Origin of the sequence: [Muricauda] lutisoli (nom. illeg.) (assembly GCF_017313105.1) — a bacterium.
Taxonomy (GTDB): Bacteria; Bacteroidota; Bacteroidia; order Flavobacteriales; family Flavobacteriaceae; genus Flagellimonas; species Flagellimonas lutisoli.
Window position 1 is genome coordinate 354971 of sequence record NZ_JAFLND010000002.1, and the last position, 14295, is coordinate 369265.

Annotated in this window: 10 protein-coding genes; 5 read left to right on the forward strand and 5 right to left on the reverse strand. The window is 41.6% G+C overall.

Annotated elements, in window-relative coordinates; all coding sequences use genetic code 11:
* Positions 1-64: 64 nt before the first annotated feature.
* The 5 genes from atpD to J0X13_RS08935 all read right to left on the reverse strand — a co-directional run bounded on the left by atpD (position 65) and on the right by J0X13_RS08935 (position 9312).
* Complete coding sequence (atpD, locus tag J0X13_RS08915; protein WP_207028196.1) at positions 65-1573, reverse strand: F0F1 ATP synthase subunit beta; 1509 nt, start codon at positions 1571-1573, stop codon at positions 65-67.
* Positions 1574-1735: 162 nt separating this feature from the next.
* On the reverse strand, positions 1736-4495 hold the full coding sequence (locus J0X13_RS08920) for a TonB-dependent receptor (RefSeq protein ID WP_207071098.1): 2760 nt from the start codon (positions 4493-4495) through the stop codon (positions 1736-1738).
* Between the two features lie 209 nt (positions 4496-4704).
* Entirely contained in the window at positions 4705-6552 is a 1848-nt protein-coding gene (gene glmS / locus J0X13_RS08925; RefSeq protein WP_207071099.1) for a glutamine--fructose-6-phosphate transaminase (isomerizing), read from the reverse strand.
* A gap of 127 nt (positions 6553-6679) precedes the next feature.
* Positions 6680-8497: a DUF4270 domain-containing protein gene (locus J0X13_RS08930; RefSeq protein ID WP_207071100.1), complete on the reverse strand. Its 1818-nt coding sequence runs from the start codon at positions 8495-8497 to the stop codon at positions 6680-6682.
* 5 nt (positions 8498-8502) lie between these two features.
* Positions 8503-9312: a glycogen/starch synthase gene (locus tag J0X13_RS08935; protein WP_207028204.1), complete on the reverse strand. Its 810-nt coding sequence runs from the start codon at positions 9310-9312 to the stop codon at positions 8503-8505.
* A gap of 102 nt (positions 9313-9414) precedes the next feature.
* On the opposite strand from J0X13_RS08935, the gene panC reads away from it, so the two are divergent.
* From panC to radA, 5 genes are all read left to right on the forward strand, one after another.
* On the forward strand, positions 9415-10263 hold the full coding sequence (gene panC, locus J0X13_RS08940) for a pantoate--beta-alanine ligase (RefSeq protein ID WP_207071101.1): 849 nt from the start codon (positions 9415-9417) through the stop codon (positions 10261-10263).
* Between the two features lie 12 nt (positions 10264-10275).
* Positions 10276-10626, forward strand: coding sequence for an aspartate 1-decarboxylase (gene panD / locus J0X13_RS08945; RefSeq protein WP_207028208.1), 351 nt, complete (start codon positions 10276-10278; stop codon positions 10624-10626).
* A gap of 3 nt (positions 10627-10629) precedes the next feature.
* A complete protein-coding gene (locus tag J0X13_RS08950) occupies positions 10630-11595 on the forward strand; it encodes a lysylphosphatidylglycerol synthase transmembrane domain-containing protein (RefSeq protein WP_207071102.1) in 966 nt (321 codons plus the stop codon).
* A gap of 25 nt (positions 11596-11620) precedes the next feature.
* A complete protein-coding gene (locus J0X13_RS08955) occupies positions 11621-12763 on the forward strand; it encodes an alpha/beta hydrolase (RefSeq protein ID WP_207071103.1) in 1143 nt (380 codons plus the stop codon).
* A gap of 124 nt (positions 12764-12887) precedes the next feature.
* Complete coding sequence (radA, locus tag J0X13_RS08960; protein ID WP_207071104.1) at positions 12888-14246, forward strand: DNA repair protein RadA; 1359 nt, start codon at positions 12888-12890, stop codon at positions 14244-14246.
* Positions 14247-14295: the final 49 nt, after the last annotated feature.

Consider the following 14295-nt stretch of genomic DNA (forward strand, 5'->3'; position numbering starts at 1 on the left):
CGTAAACGGGAATCTTTTAATTTTGACTTAATTAATAATGGGTTCCTGCTTTCGCAGAAATACATTATGCTTCGGCCAACATTTTCTCTCCAGCCTCGATTGCTTCCTCAATGGTTCCTTTAAGGTTAAAGGCAGACTCTGGCAAGTGATCTAGTTCACCGTCCATGATCATGTTAAATCCTTTGATGGTCTCTTTGATATCAACCAAAACCCCAGGAATACCTGTAAACTGCTCTGCTACGTGGAAAGGTTGAGACAAGAAACGCTGTACACGTCTTGCTCTACCAACGGCCAATTTATCTTCTTCAGAAAGTTCCTCCATACCCAAGATGGCAATAATATCCTGAAGCTCTTTATAGCGCTGCAACAACTCTTTTACACGTTGTGCACAATCGTAATGTTCTTTACCCAAAATCTCAGGAGTCAAAATCCTGGAAGTCGAATCCAAAGGATCTACCGCAGGATAAATACCCAACTCGGCAATTTTACGGGAAAGAACGGTAGTTGCATCCAAGTGAGCAAATGTTGTCGCTGGTGCAGGATCCGTCAAGTCATCCGCAGGTACGTAAACCGCTTGGACAGAAGTAATGGAACCTCTTTTTGTTGATGTAATTCTTTCTTGCATGGCACCCATTTCTGTTGCCAATGTTGGTTGATAACCTACCGCAGATGGCATACGGCCCAATAGTGCGGACACCTCGGAACCTGCCTGTGTAAAACGGAAAATGTTATCCACGAAGAAAAGAACGTCTTTTCCCTGTCCTTCTCCCGATCCATCACGGAAATATTCTGCAATGGTCAATCCAGATAATGCCACACGGGCACGTGCTCCTGGTGGTTCGTTCATCTGACCGAACACGAAGGTAGCTTTGGATTCCTTCATTGCTTTTTTATCTACTTTGGACAAGTCCCATCCTCCTTCTTCCATGGAGTGCAAGAAATCATCACCGTATTTTATAATACCGGACTCCAACATCTCACGAAGCAAATCGTTTCCTTCACGGGTACGCTCTCCAACACCTGCGAACACGGACAAACCACCGTGACCTTTTGCAATGTTGTTGATCAACTCCTGAATCAATACGGTTTTACCTACCCCGGCACCACCGAACAATCCAATCTTACCCCCTTTTGCGTAAGGCTCGATAAGATCAATTACTTTTATACCTGTGAAAAGTACCTCAGTGGAAGTGGAAAGATCTTCAAATTTTGGTGCTTCCCTGTGAATGGGAAGTCCATTGTCTCCAGTTTTAGGCAATTCCTCCAAACCATCGATGGCATCACCGATTACATTGAACAGACGTCCGTAAACATCCTCGCCAATTGGCATTTGAATTGGATTTCCGGTAGCTACTACCTCTACACCTCTACTCAATCCATCGGTAGAGTCCATAGAAATGGTTCTTACGGTATTCTCACCAATGTGTGATTGTACTTCCAAAACCAATCTTGAGCCATCAGCTTTTGCAATTTCAAGGGAGTCATAAATTCTTGGGATCTCTACCCCTGATTCAAACTCAACATCAATGACCGGGCCTATAATTTGGGCAACCTTACCTGTTACTTTAGACATTAGTACGTTTATTTTTAATTGAATACGCGGAAACTAACCGCTATTTTTTCGGCTGCAAAGATATGCTTTTACATTCTTATTCAGAAACCGATTTTCAGTTTTTTTTAAAGAAAAAAGGCGTTGGATTTCCCAACGCCTTTACTTTTTCTTATTTACTGTTGTTTAAGGATTTATGGTCCAAGACAAATAGTAGATGGAACCAATAAAACCAGTTCCTATTGCTGTGTAGTACTCATCTCCCAATAGGTTGGAACCACCTGCCTTGAAAACAGACTTGATGGAAGGAACCGAATAGTTGATCTGGGCATCCAATACGGTGTACGCAGGAATCTCTCCGTCAGCAAAAGAAGCCTCCCAGAAATAGCTATCGCTCCATCGGTAGTTTACGTTAAAACCAAAGTTTTTAAACAGGGCCGTATTTCCAAAGGAAGCCTTAACCTTATGCTTTGGTGTATTAAAGTTTGTTCTTACATCTGGATATTTACCTTCATCTATATCCAATTCTGCAAAGGTGTAGTTCACTCCTAAATCAAAGTTTCCAATTTTGGTGTCCACACCAACTGTACCACCATAAGAGTTAATTTCAGCTTCCGAGTTGGTATATGTTTGATATACTTGATAATCTCCATTCTGCAATGCCAACAACGATAGACCTCCATCCCCAGCTTCTCCATAAAATGGAACTGCAGTAGTTGTATTGGCCAAGAAATTAGTGTAACTATTGTAATAACCACTTAAATCAACTGTGAACCTACCTAATTGAGCTCTATACCCAGCCTCATAAGCTGTTATCTCTTCAGGCTGTACCAAGGGCGTATTTACTGCTTGAGGTGCTCCAGCTTGCAAAGAGCTTGTCGAATATGCATTTTCGTAGGCATCGCGACCCACTAGTTGCACAGTGGATTGTCCGATAAGGGCTTGTCCGCTTTCACTAACATTAAATGTACGCACGTCCCTATCTAGGTTATCAGGTGCCGAACCTACCAAAATGGCACGTCCTGCATTCAAGCCAATAAACAAATCTTGGGTGGTCGGGTTTCTAAATCCTTGTTGAACCGAAACCCTTAGGTTATGGTTTCTTTCTTCACCCAAGGTATAGGCAAATGAAACTCTGGGAGATACAAATCCATCAAAAAATTCATTTTTATCATAACGGGCAGAACCTGTGAATTTCAAACGATCGTCGAGAAATTTCTTTTGTACTTGAAGGTACGCTCCGTATTCGTTGTATTTGATCGGACCATCAATATCGGTAAAGATGGTTCCCTGCGAGTTCAACTCATATTCCCTAAAAGAACCTCCTATTTGAATATCTGCCCAATCATCGATAAGGTGAGCTATATTGTAGTTACCGTTTACATGACGGAACTTGGTCTTATCAATAAATTTGGCTCCAGTGGTCAAATCCCCATTGTTTATTACGGTGTTAAAGGCCCTTTCGAATCCGGGCGTTCCAGGAACCAACCTTCCTTGGTCTGCTGCTTGTCTACCAGCAATGTGGGCTTGGGCAGAAGCCTGTTCTGGAGAAAGTCCTGCTCCCTGAATTCCTCCCAAATAGGTTGGGATATAAGCACTAGCATAATCAGTAAACCATTGTGTATCGGATTTCCAAGCCCTATTCACATTAATTGCTGCAAAACGGGTATCATAAGCATCTCCTGAGTTTTCAGAGACAATGTATCCTCTGACAAAAAAGTTATCGTTTTTGATTTCCAACCTATGTTGCTGCATGGTAAACCCAGCTACGGCATAACGGTTGGCTCCTTGATAGATCGTGGTACCTCTACCTATTCTGCTATTAAGGATAACTTCGAGGTCATTTGCAAATGGCCTGTAGTGCAATGCAAAATCTGCCTTAACACTTTCTGCATTATAGTTGGCCAAATCCGCTTCATCATACCCTGTTCTAGATATAAAAGCAGAACCAACTGTTCCAGATGGAAATCCTGCGGCAGCATCAAAATCCAATGTTGTAGCGACCTCATCCCCGTATACGTTTAATCCATCATAGCCTGGGTTGGAACGGTCAGCTCCAGGATTGTTTAAATCCACTCGGCTGTTGGCATGCCAATCCTCACCTGTTAAAACAGATAAATTTGCTTTAACGGCCAACTTATCGCTAAAGGCATGGGCGGCACGAACACCAAAATCTTTGTAAAAGTTGCTTCCAGCGGCATCTTGTGTAGTTACCCCACCTTTGGCGTAAGCACTTATCCCTTGGAAATCGAATGGGTTTTTACTGGTCATGAACAAAATACCGTTAAAGGCACCTGCACCGTACAAAGCGGATGAAGCTCCTGGCAGGATCTCTACACTCTGCACATCCAGTTCGGACATCCCCACAAGGTTACCTAACACGAAGTTAAGTCCGGGCGCGGTATTGTCCATACCATCTACCAACTGCAAAAACCTGTTGTTGGCAAAGGTTGCAAAACCCCTTGTATTTATGGATTGAAACGTTAAACTGTTTGTATTAATATCAACACCTTTCAAATTTTGAAGTCCGCCATAAAAAGATTCTGCCGTAGTATTTTTGATTTCTCTCAATCCAAATCTTTCAACCGATACGGGAGATTCAAAAATACGCTCCGGCGTTCTTGACGCTGAAATCACAATTTCGTCCAACATGGTATTGGCTTCCGAAAGTGTTATGGTAAGCGTTTGATTATTTGAAGTCACATTGGCTGTGAAATTAGAGAAACCAATGCTGGAAAATTCAAGCTGGAACGGGGGCTCCTCATCAGTGTTAAAGGTGAAATTTCCATCAAAGTCCGTAGTGGTCCCTTCTGCTTTGCCCACCAATACAACGTTTGCTCCTGGTATGGGCTCATTATTTTCATCAACTACCTTTCCCTGTACGGTGGTCTGACCATAGGTTGCCAAACCCAACAGCATTAGGGAAACAAACATAAGTTTTTTCATTTGCTATGGATTAGAGTTAATTTAGTTTTTGCGCATGTTAAGTATCAGTCGGGAAGATACATTTTTTTTTATTTCAATTATACAAAATTGAAAAAAATTATGCATGCATAATACTTTTTTGATAAAAAATCCTATTCAAATATATGTTTTCAACAAAAAAGGCACCAAAACTGGTGCCTTTTTTGTTCAATTATATGTTTTGTATATCATTATTCTACCGTAACCGACTTTGCCAAGTTTCTCGGTTGATCTACATTACAACCTCTCATTACTGCGATATGGTAGGATAACAATTGTAATGGAATTGTTGTCAATAAAGGAGAAAGACTTTCCGAAGTATCCGGAACCTCGATTACATGATCCGCCAACTCTTTTACGGTTTCATCTCCTTCTGTTACCACAGCAATGATTCTACCTTTTCTTGATTTTATTTCTTGGATGTTACTGACCACTTTTTCGTAATGTCCTTTTTTAGTTGCAATTACAACCACAGGCATTTGCTCATCAATCAGCGCAATGGGTCCGTGTTTCATCTCAGCAGCTGGATAACCCTCTGCATGGATATAGCTTATTTCCTTTAACTTTAGCGCTCCTTCCAAAGCTACCGGGAAATTATATCCTCTTCCCAAGTATAAGCAATTGGATGAATCTTTGTAGGTCTCGGATATTCCCTCAACCAAAGTATTGGACAACAATGCCTTTTCCACTTTGGTAGGGACAGCTTCCAGCTCCGCCAAAAATTCTTGATATTTAGATTGGGACAATGTTCCTTTTTCTTGCGCCAATTTTAAGGCTATCAAGGTTAAAACCGTAATCTGTGTTGTAAACGCTTTGGTCGATGCCACTCCAATTTCCGGTCCGGCATGGGTATAGGCACCCGCATGTGTTTCCCTTGCTATGGATGAACCCACCACATTACAAACTCCAAATACAAATGCCCCCCTTTCTTTGGCCAGTTTAATAGCTGCAAGAGTATCTGCCGTTTCTCCTGATTGGGAAATAGCTATCAAAACATCATTTTCTGTAATTACCGGGTTTCTATATCTAAATTCCGAGGCATATTCTACCTCCACAGGAATCCTAGCCATATCTTCAAAGATATATTCAGCTACAAGTCCAGCATGCCAAGAAGTACCACAGGCAACAATAATGATTCTATTGGCATTTAAGAATTTTTCCAGATTTTGATCAATCCCTGCCATTTTTATAATACCCTTGTCGGCCAACAAACGTCCTCTGTAGGTATCCATAATAGCCTTGGGTTGTTCATATATTTCCTTGAGCATAAAATGATCGTACCCGCCTTTTTCTATCTCTTCCAGGTTAAGCTGAAGCTCCAAAATGTTCGGGTAGGCAATGGCATCATCCTTTATCTTGCGAAGCTTGATTTCCTTGCCAATTCTTACGATGGCCATTTCCTCATCTTCCAGATAAACGGCATTATTGGTGAACTCTATAAAAGGTGATGCGTCAGAAGCAATAAAATATTCGTTTTCACCTATTCCGATGGCAAGGGGGCTACCTAACTTGGCAACCACGATCTCATCTGGTTTATTTTTATCGAAAACTGCTATAGCGTATGCCCCAACAACTTGGTTCAATGCTATTTGAACGGCTTTGCCCAGCTTAACATCTTCCTTGTTCTTAACTTCTTCTATTAGATTTACAAGTACTTCAGTATCTGTATCCGACTCAAAGGTGTATCCTCTTTTTATGAGTGCTTGCTTAATGGACTCATAGTTTTCTATGATCCCATTGTGTATAATCACCAAATCTCCCGAATTGGAGTAATGTGGATGAGAGTTTACATCGTTAGGGATTCCATGGGTAGCCCATCGTGTATGCCCCAAACCTAATTTCCCATTTGTGGGAATGGAGGTCTCTACTTTGCTCTTTAAATCCTCTACCTTTCCCTTGGTTTTGGCAAGATGGATATCTTCTCCATCAAAAAGGGTTACCCCTGCACTATCGTAACCTCGATATTCGAGTCTTTGCAAGCCTTTAATAATAACCGGGTAGGCATCTCTATGACCAATGTAACCAACTATTCCACACATAAGATATTTTTTAGTTAAAAGCCATTTGGGGGTTTGGTATTCAAATTTAAAGGCTATACGTTAAAAAATGTAGTTCTGGTTCTTTAAACCGATAAAAGTTCAAAAAACTACGATAAGCCCAAGCTTTCTAGTTGGCCTCGGTGTAGTAAATCTCCAATTTGAGTTTTTTCTCTTCTTCCTCGTTGCTTACATTGCTTCCATAAAGAACTGTTCCTAATGGACTTACGGCAGCAGCAACTGGATAATCGACTCCTTCGGCATTGCTCCCTATAGCTTCTTGAAGCAACGTGATACCAATATTTGGTGTTAATGTTAGGCCCAACTTGGCATTTACAGAATCACGAACAATAATATTATTGATATGTTCAGTTATTCGTATGGTATATTTTAAACCTAAGTCACCGTCTTTTTCCAACACCCCATCATGATTTGGAAAATACCTCAATGGGTTGGTTCCTGAATTTGATGTAACGATTTCATTTGAAGCATCGAACAAAGGTCTATTGTTCTCTGAATTGTAAAGGTAAAGTCTTGGTGGTTCAACAACCGAGGCATCCACAGCTTGGCGATCAACATAAAACACCAAATTAGCTTCATTTACAATCCAGTTTTTCTGTTTTATCTCATTAATGATACTCGAACCACCGTTCTCGGTTTCATCAAAAAGCCTCACCTCCGCAAGAGTAGCCCCTCCTTTTACATAAATTCTAGAAGCATTTTCGTTGTTGCCAATTGCATTTACAACTTCTGTAGGCAACATTTCATTTTCAAAGACATTTACGGCATTGCCCGTAATTCCCGCAGAGGTTCCTACCAAGAAATTTAGGGTGAAATCCCTTTCGGACTTCACCACATCATCGGCCTCTGCATCATAATCATCATACTCGTAGGTGATGGTAATGTTAGCTTGCGTCAAATCCAGAAGGAACATAAGTTCATCCATATCGGTACCGGACAAATGTATTCCCCTGAAAAAGTTTTTAAAATTGGATTGACTAAGTAATTCTGGCTGCCCTTCTTTGTCCAATATATTTTCTTGGAAAAAATCGGGATCCAATGCAATTCGTATACCTGGATTGAGTCTATTGGTCACTTCTTGTGATTCATCAACATTTTCTGTTTCCGGGTCGTCTTCATTCTCTCGGAACAGTATTTCTTCATCATCAATGGTAACTTCACCATTAAAAAGTGTCTCACCAATAAAACTGGAAAAATCTTGATTGGAATAATATTCCTGGGCTTCTGCAAAATTTGAATTTGGGTCAAGGTCTCGAAGAAAATAATTGGACCTCGAAACAATCAGATTAAAAGGTTGGGACCTATCACCATAAATACTGTCCAAATCAAACCTGTTCGGGTAAGAATTGGCCACAAAATCATCTCCAGTTCCATCTTCATCCGGGTCAAAAGGATTGGAGCCTTGAATTCGTTCTTGGTTATCGGTTACGCCATCCCCATCAAAATCGGAATTTGGGTCATTCACATCATCACCGCTTTCGAACTCGTCATCCACACCATCTCCATCGGTATCCGACGAAGGGGGCAATTGGAAGGGAATATACAAATAGACTTCCTTGACCGTTTCGTTCTCTTGAATGGTACTTTCATTATCGTCCGAATCTGCCTCGTCTTCACCTGACTGTGTAAGATCACCAAAGGTCGGTGAAACACTGGGCAATGACAGTTGGGAAATAATACTTGCCTTCCTTTTCCCATAGATCGGGTCGTTGAAAGTACCCAATTGATATAAGGGCAACCTGTTGGTCTGTACGGCGGTTATCCCTTTATTGTAGGCAAAAACATCATACTCCGCCTTGCCGGTCGTAAAGGGCTCTCCCGAAATAACACCTTCACCTATGGTGTCCAATTCGTCTTCACAAGAGGCAAGCAGTAAAAACAAAGTCCCAACCAACGCTGAAACTTTGAAAATCTTGGAAAATCTCATTCAATCTATTTTAAAACCTCTGTATTATAGAAATTTATGTATGCCTCTTCTGCTTCCTGCAGGGAAACGTAAGGCAGTACCGGTACGGAAAGATTATCAATATGACTTTTAAGGTCATCGGACAAATCCTCCGCGGCTAAAATAACGGCATCGGAATGATCTACGGCAACCTTTAACAAATTATTATACTCGGGATGGGCAAGTGAGGAAATCTCTTCTTTATCAATGCCATCAAAAGCAATCTTATCTATCATGGCACTATCCAATTCTCCCTCAAAATCTTTACCGTAAACCGAGGTAACTATTTTACTTTCGGAGAACAACGGCTCATCCGCGTAGTATTTTCTCAAATAAAGCGGCACCATGGAGGCCATCCAGCCATGTACATGGATAATATCTGGAGACCAATTTAATTTTTTCACTGTTTCAACCACACCTTTTGCAAAGAAGATGGCACGCTCGTCATTGTCAGGGAACAAATTCCCATCGGCATCGGCAAATGTGGCCTTTCTTTTAAAATATTCATCGTTGTCTATAAAATAGACTTGGATCCTTTCTTTTGGTATGGATGCCACCTTTATGATCAAGGGCATATCCATGTCGTTGATCACCAGGTTCATCCCCGATAAACGTATTACCTCGTGTAATTGATGCCTTCTTTCGTTAATGTTTCCGTACCTTGGCATAAATATGCGGATTTGCCCACCGTTACTGTTCACCATTCTTGGCGCTTCGTACGACATTAAGGAAACAGGATTCTCTGGGAGGTAGGGAACTAATTCAGAAGATACAAACAATACCTTTTTACCATTCATAAACACTTTCTTTTGTTTATCTGAAAAACATAGCTGCAAAAGTACAAAAATTATGCTGATTAGCAGTATTTATAGTATTTTTGCACCCTTTTGTACCTGTATATGAAGATATTCGACCGTAAAAAAGAACTTAACAACTTCACTTTGGGGGAGCGTAAAAAAGACCGTAACATTGGTCTGGTGCCCACAATGGGCGCGCTTCACACAGGTCATATCTCCCTGGTAAAAAAAGCACTTTTGGAAAACGACCTGGTCGTGGTGAGCATTTTCGTGAACCCTACACAATTTGATAAAAAAGACGACCTTGAAAAATATCCGCGCACTTTTGAGAAGGATATTGAACTTTTGAAACAGGTTTCGGACAATATTGTAGTTTTTGCTCCCACGGTTGATGAAATTTATGAGGGCAAACTTGAATCTGAATCCTATGAGTTCGATGGCCTGGACAAAGTAATGGAAGGAGAGTTCAGAACTGGTCATTTTGATGGCGTTGGGACTATTGTGGAGCTCTTGTTAAGAACTGTGGCCCCCGACAAAGCCTATTTTGGTGAAAAAGATTTCCAGCAATTGCAGATTATCCGGAAAATGGCCGAAATCAAGAACTTGCCGTACGAAATTATCGGATGTCCAATAGAAAGGGAACCACAGGGTTTGGCCATGAGTTCCCGCAACGAGAGACTCTCTAAAGAAACCCGCGAAAAAGCTGGTTTTATACACGATACACTACAAGCTGCCAAAACCGATTTTGGCACGAAAAGTGCGGCATATGTAAAGGATTGGGTGAAATCTGAATTTGAACAACATCCTTTGTTTGATCTGGAATATTTCGAAATCGCGGACGAGAACACATTGACTCCTGCTTTAAAAATACAGGACAACCAAAAATACAGGGCGTTTATAGCCGTTTACGCAGACGGCGTACGCTTAATTGATAATCTAAGATTGAATTGATAATTTTGCACCATGCAAGTAGAAGTCGTAAAATCTAAAATTCACCGTGTAAAAGTTACCGGAGCAGACCTTAATTATATAGGTAGCATTACCATAGACGAAGATCTTATGGATGCCGCCAACATTATTAGGGGCGAAAAAGTGCAGATTGTGAACAACAACAACGGTGAGCGATTGGAAACTTATGCCATTCCAGGCCCTAGAGGTTCTGGAGAGCTGACCCTGAACGGTGCCGCCGCCAGAAAAGTGGCCGTCGGAGACGTATTGATCCTGATTACCTACGCTTGGATGGATATCGAAGAGGCAAAATCATTTAATCCAGCATTGGTGTTCCCCAACGAGGAAACCAATCTACTCAAGTAAATTTTGGGCAAATCCCTGAAAAAATTTCTTAAGATATTTGTACCCATCGCTTTTGGGCTGTTTTTGGTTTGGTATTCTTACAACTCCACCACACCGGAAGAACGAAAACAAATCATCCATTATATTTCCAATGCGAGTCCAATATGGGTGACCATTTCCGTAATCATTGGCATATTGAGTCACATTTCAAGGGCCATACGCTGGAAATATCTTTTGGAACCGATGGGTTATCGCCCCAAAACCATCAATACCATATTTATTGTGCTTATATCATATTTCGCCAACTTGGGGATTCCCCGTTCAGGTGAAATATTAAGGGCTACAGCACTGACCACCTATGAGAAGGTGCCTTTTGAAAAAGGGTTCGGCACAATTGTTACCGAAAGGGTCATAGATCTTTTAATGCTTTTGATCATTATTTTGATAACCCTGGTGCTTCAAACTGATTTTATTCTTGGATTTTTAGAAGAAAGAGGCGTAAACATTATCGGTGCCATAGGAATATTACTTGTTGGTATTGTCGGCCTCTTTTTAGGGTCATACATCATCCGTAAATCCAGATCGCCATTCGCATTAAAACTAAAAGGGTTCCTCAATGGATTGCAGGACGGTGTTCTGAGCGTTTTCAAAATGAAGAACAAATGGTCTTTCATTCTGCATACCCTATTTATTTGGGCAGCATATTTTGGCATGTTCTGGGTCATAAAATACACCGTAGAGGAAACCATACCACTATCCTTGGGCGAATTATTGGTAGCCTTTGTTGCCGGGGCCTTTGCCATGTCCACTACTAATGGCGGAATTGGCCTTTACCCTATTGCTGTGAGCGCTGCATTGGGAATTTATGGCATCAGCTCCATATCTGGAGATGCATTTGGTTGGATTATGTGGATTGCCCAAACGTTGATGGTGGTGGTTTTCGGTACAATATCCTTCCTTGTTTTACCGTTATTGAACAGAAATCGGTAAGCCCCAGCCGCCTAAATCTTAACCAATGAAAAAATGTCTATTTCTACTGATAGGCTTTACTTGCTTGAACCTCAGCGCTCAAGTGACAAAAGAGATTTTTGAATCCTTCAAACTGCAAGAACGGAGGGATGTCTCCTACTATTTTCCTGAAGACTATACCGAAGAAAAATCGTATCCATTGATTGTGGTTTTGGACGCCGAATATTTGTTCGGCCTGGTTGTTGCCAACGTAAAATTCCAAAGCAAGTTTGATCGTATGCCCGAAGCCATTGTGGTCGGTGTTCATCAACTGCAGAACGATTTGCGCTGGGAAGATTGCGACTACGAGGATGTATCGGGATTACCTACGGAGAAAGGCAAAATGTTCTACGAATTTTTGGGCACAGAATTGATTCCCTATCTGGAAACCAGCTATAATATCGCCCCGTTTAAAATGTTCGTGGGTTACGATATCACAGCCAACTTTGGCAACTATTATCTTTTCAAGGACCGTTCATTGTTCAATTCCTATATCAGTATTTCACCTGTTTTGGCAACCGATATGGAAAGTAGGGTTCCCGCCCGCTTATCCGAACTGGACCAGACCATTTTTTATAATTTGATCATTGAAAAACAACCTACGGACGATAGGCAGCGTGTCCTTCAAATGAACACTAGCATCAACTCCATCACCAAAGAATCCCTACATTACTTTTTTGATGAATATGAAAGTGCCGACCATACATCCATCGCGGCCTATGGTATAAGCAAAGCTTTTGACAACGTATTCCGGATATACAGGCCCATTACTCCGGCAGAATATAAATCGGACATCCTTACTTCCGAGGAACCCGTTTTCAATTATTTGGAAAATAGATACCAAACCATAGAAGACCTGTTCGGGTTTGAAAAACCCGTGGAACTCAACGATATTATGGCCATTTATGCTGCCTGCCTGAAAAAAGAGGACTATGAATCACTGGAACCTTTGGCGGACCTTTGCAAAAAGGAATTTCCAGATACTATGATGGGCTTTTATTTCGAGGGGGAATATTACGAGTTCATCGGAGAACCCAAAAAGGCGTTCAAAACATTCGAAAAAGCATTTCAACTTGAAGAAATCGACTTTTTGACCAAGGATATGGCCCTCGAAAAAATTGATGCCCTAAAAGCAGACTTCGGTTATTAACGGGATGGATTCCTCGATTATTGGATTATTAGATGATTTCCCTTCTAAAAATCGAACTATCTAATTTTCCAAACATCCAATCCATCATCTAAATCCATATCTTTAGGCCCCTCATTTAGTTTGAATGGCCAAGACCAAAACAGCATTTTTTTGTCAAAACTGTGGAGCCCAATTCCCCAAGTGGGTGGGGCAATGTTCCTCTTGCAAGGAATGGAACACCATTGTGGAAGAAGTGGTCCAGAAGGAGGACAAAAAAAGTTGGAAGGCCGACAAAGTCGCCAGACAGGCCAACAAACCGCTACGGGTTTCGGAGATCACACAAGAAAAAGAACTCCGTTTGGACACATTGGACCAAGAATTCAACCGTGTTTTGGGCGGTGGGCTGGTACCTGGATCGCTGACCTTGTTGGGCGGGGAGCCGGGCATTGGTAAAAGTACGTTACTGCTTCAGATTGCGCTGAAATTACCCTATAAAATCCTATATGTATCGGGCGAGGAAAGTCAACGGCAGATAAAAATGCGTGCCGATCGCATTCAACCCAACAGCGAAAATTGTTACATCCTTACCGAGACCAAAACTCAAAATATTTTTCAGCAAATCTCAACTATTGAGCCTGATTTGGTCGTAATCGACTCCATTCAGACCCTGCACACCGATTATATCGAATCCGCAGCTGGGAGCATTTCCCAAATACGCGAAAGCACTGCGGAACTCATCAAATTTGCAAAAGAGAGTCACACTCCCGTTATTTTGGTGGGGCACATCACAAAAGATGGCACCATTGCCGGTCCTAAGATTTTGGAGCATATGGTAGATACCGTTCTCCAGTTTGAAGGCGACCGTAATTATGTATACCGTATTCTCCGTTCCCTTAAAAACCGTTTTGGTTCAACCGCGGAACTGGGTATTTACGAAATGCAGGGAAGCGGGCTTCGCGAAGTCAACAATCCCTCGGAAGTATTGATTTCTAAAAATGATGAAGACCTCAGCGGCACTGCCATTGCCGCCACCGTGGAAGGTATGCGACCCCTATTGATTGAAATCCAAGCCTTGGTAAGCACCGCCGTTTATGGAACGCCACAACGCTCCGCCACTGGTTTCAATGCCAAAAGATTGAACATGCTCTTGGCCGTTTTGGAAAAACGAGCAGGCTTCAAGTTGGGAGCAAAGGATGTTTTCCTGAATATTACAGGTGGAATCTCCGTGGATGACCCTGCTATTGATTTGGCTGTTATGGCCGCAATTCTATCCAGCAATTCGGACATTGCCATTGAAAAAGGCGTCTGTTTTGCCGCAGAGGTTGGCCTTGCTGGTGAAATTAGGCCTGTGCAACGTGTAGACCAACGTATCCTTGAAGCTGAAAAACTGGGTTTCTCCAAAATCTTTGTTTCCAAAAACAATAAGATTGGATTGAAACAATCTGGTATCCAGATTCAAAAGGTGTCCAAGATTGAAGATGTTGTCGCCCATTTATTCGGATAAACCAGTAATTTCAGGTTTCTTTCTATATTTAGGAAACTTTCAAACTGCA

Excerpts from the sequence above, each read along its gene's own strand:
- atpD (WP_207028196.1), bottom strand. The coding sequence starts at position 1,573 with ATGTCTAAAGTAACAGGTAAGGTTGCCCAAATTATAGGCCCGGTCATT.
- J0X13_RS08920 (WP_207071098.1), bottom strand. The coding sequence starts at position 4,495 with ATGAAAAAACTTATGTTTGTTTCCCTAATGCTGTTGGGTTTGGCAACC.
- glmS (WP_207071099.1), bottom strand. The coding sequence starts at position 6,552 with ATGTGTGGAATAGTTGGTTACATTGGTCATAGAGATGCCTACCCGGTT.
- J0X13_RS08930 (WP_207071100.1), bottom strand. The coding sequence starts at position 8,497 with ATGAGATTTTCCAAGATTTTCAAAGTTTCAGCGTTGGTTGGGACTTTG.
- J0X13_RS08935 (WP_207028204.1), bottom strand. The coding sequence starts at position 9,312 with ATGAATGGTAAAAAGGTATTGTTTGTATCTTCTGAATTAGTTCCCTAC.
- panC (WP_207071101.1), top strand. The coding sequence starts at position 9,415 with ATGAAGATATTCGACCGTAAAAAAGAACTTAACAACTTCACTTTGGGG.
- panD (WP_207028208.1), top strand. The coding sequence starts at position 10,276 with ATGCAAGTAGAAGTCGTAAAATCTAAAATTCACCGTGTAAAAGTTACC.
- J0X13_RS08955 (WP_207071103.1), top strand. The coding sequence starts at position 11,621 with ATGAAAAAATGTCTATTTCTACTGATAGGCTTTACTTGCTTGAACCTC.
- radA (WP_207071104.1), top strand. The coding sequence starts at position 12,888 with ATGGCCAAGACCAAAACAGCATTTTTTTGTCAAAACTGTGGAGCCCAA.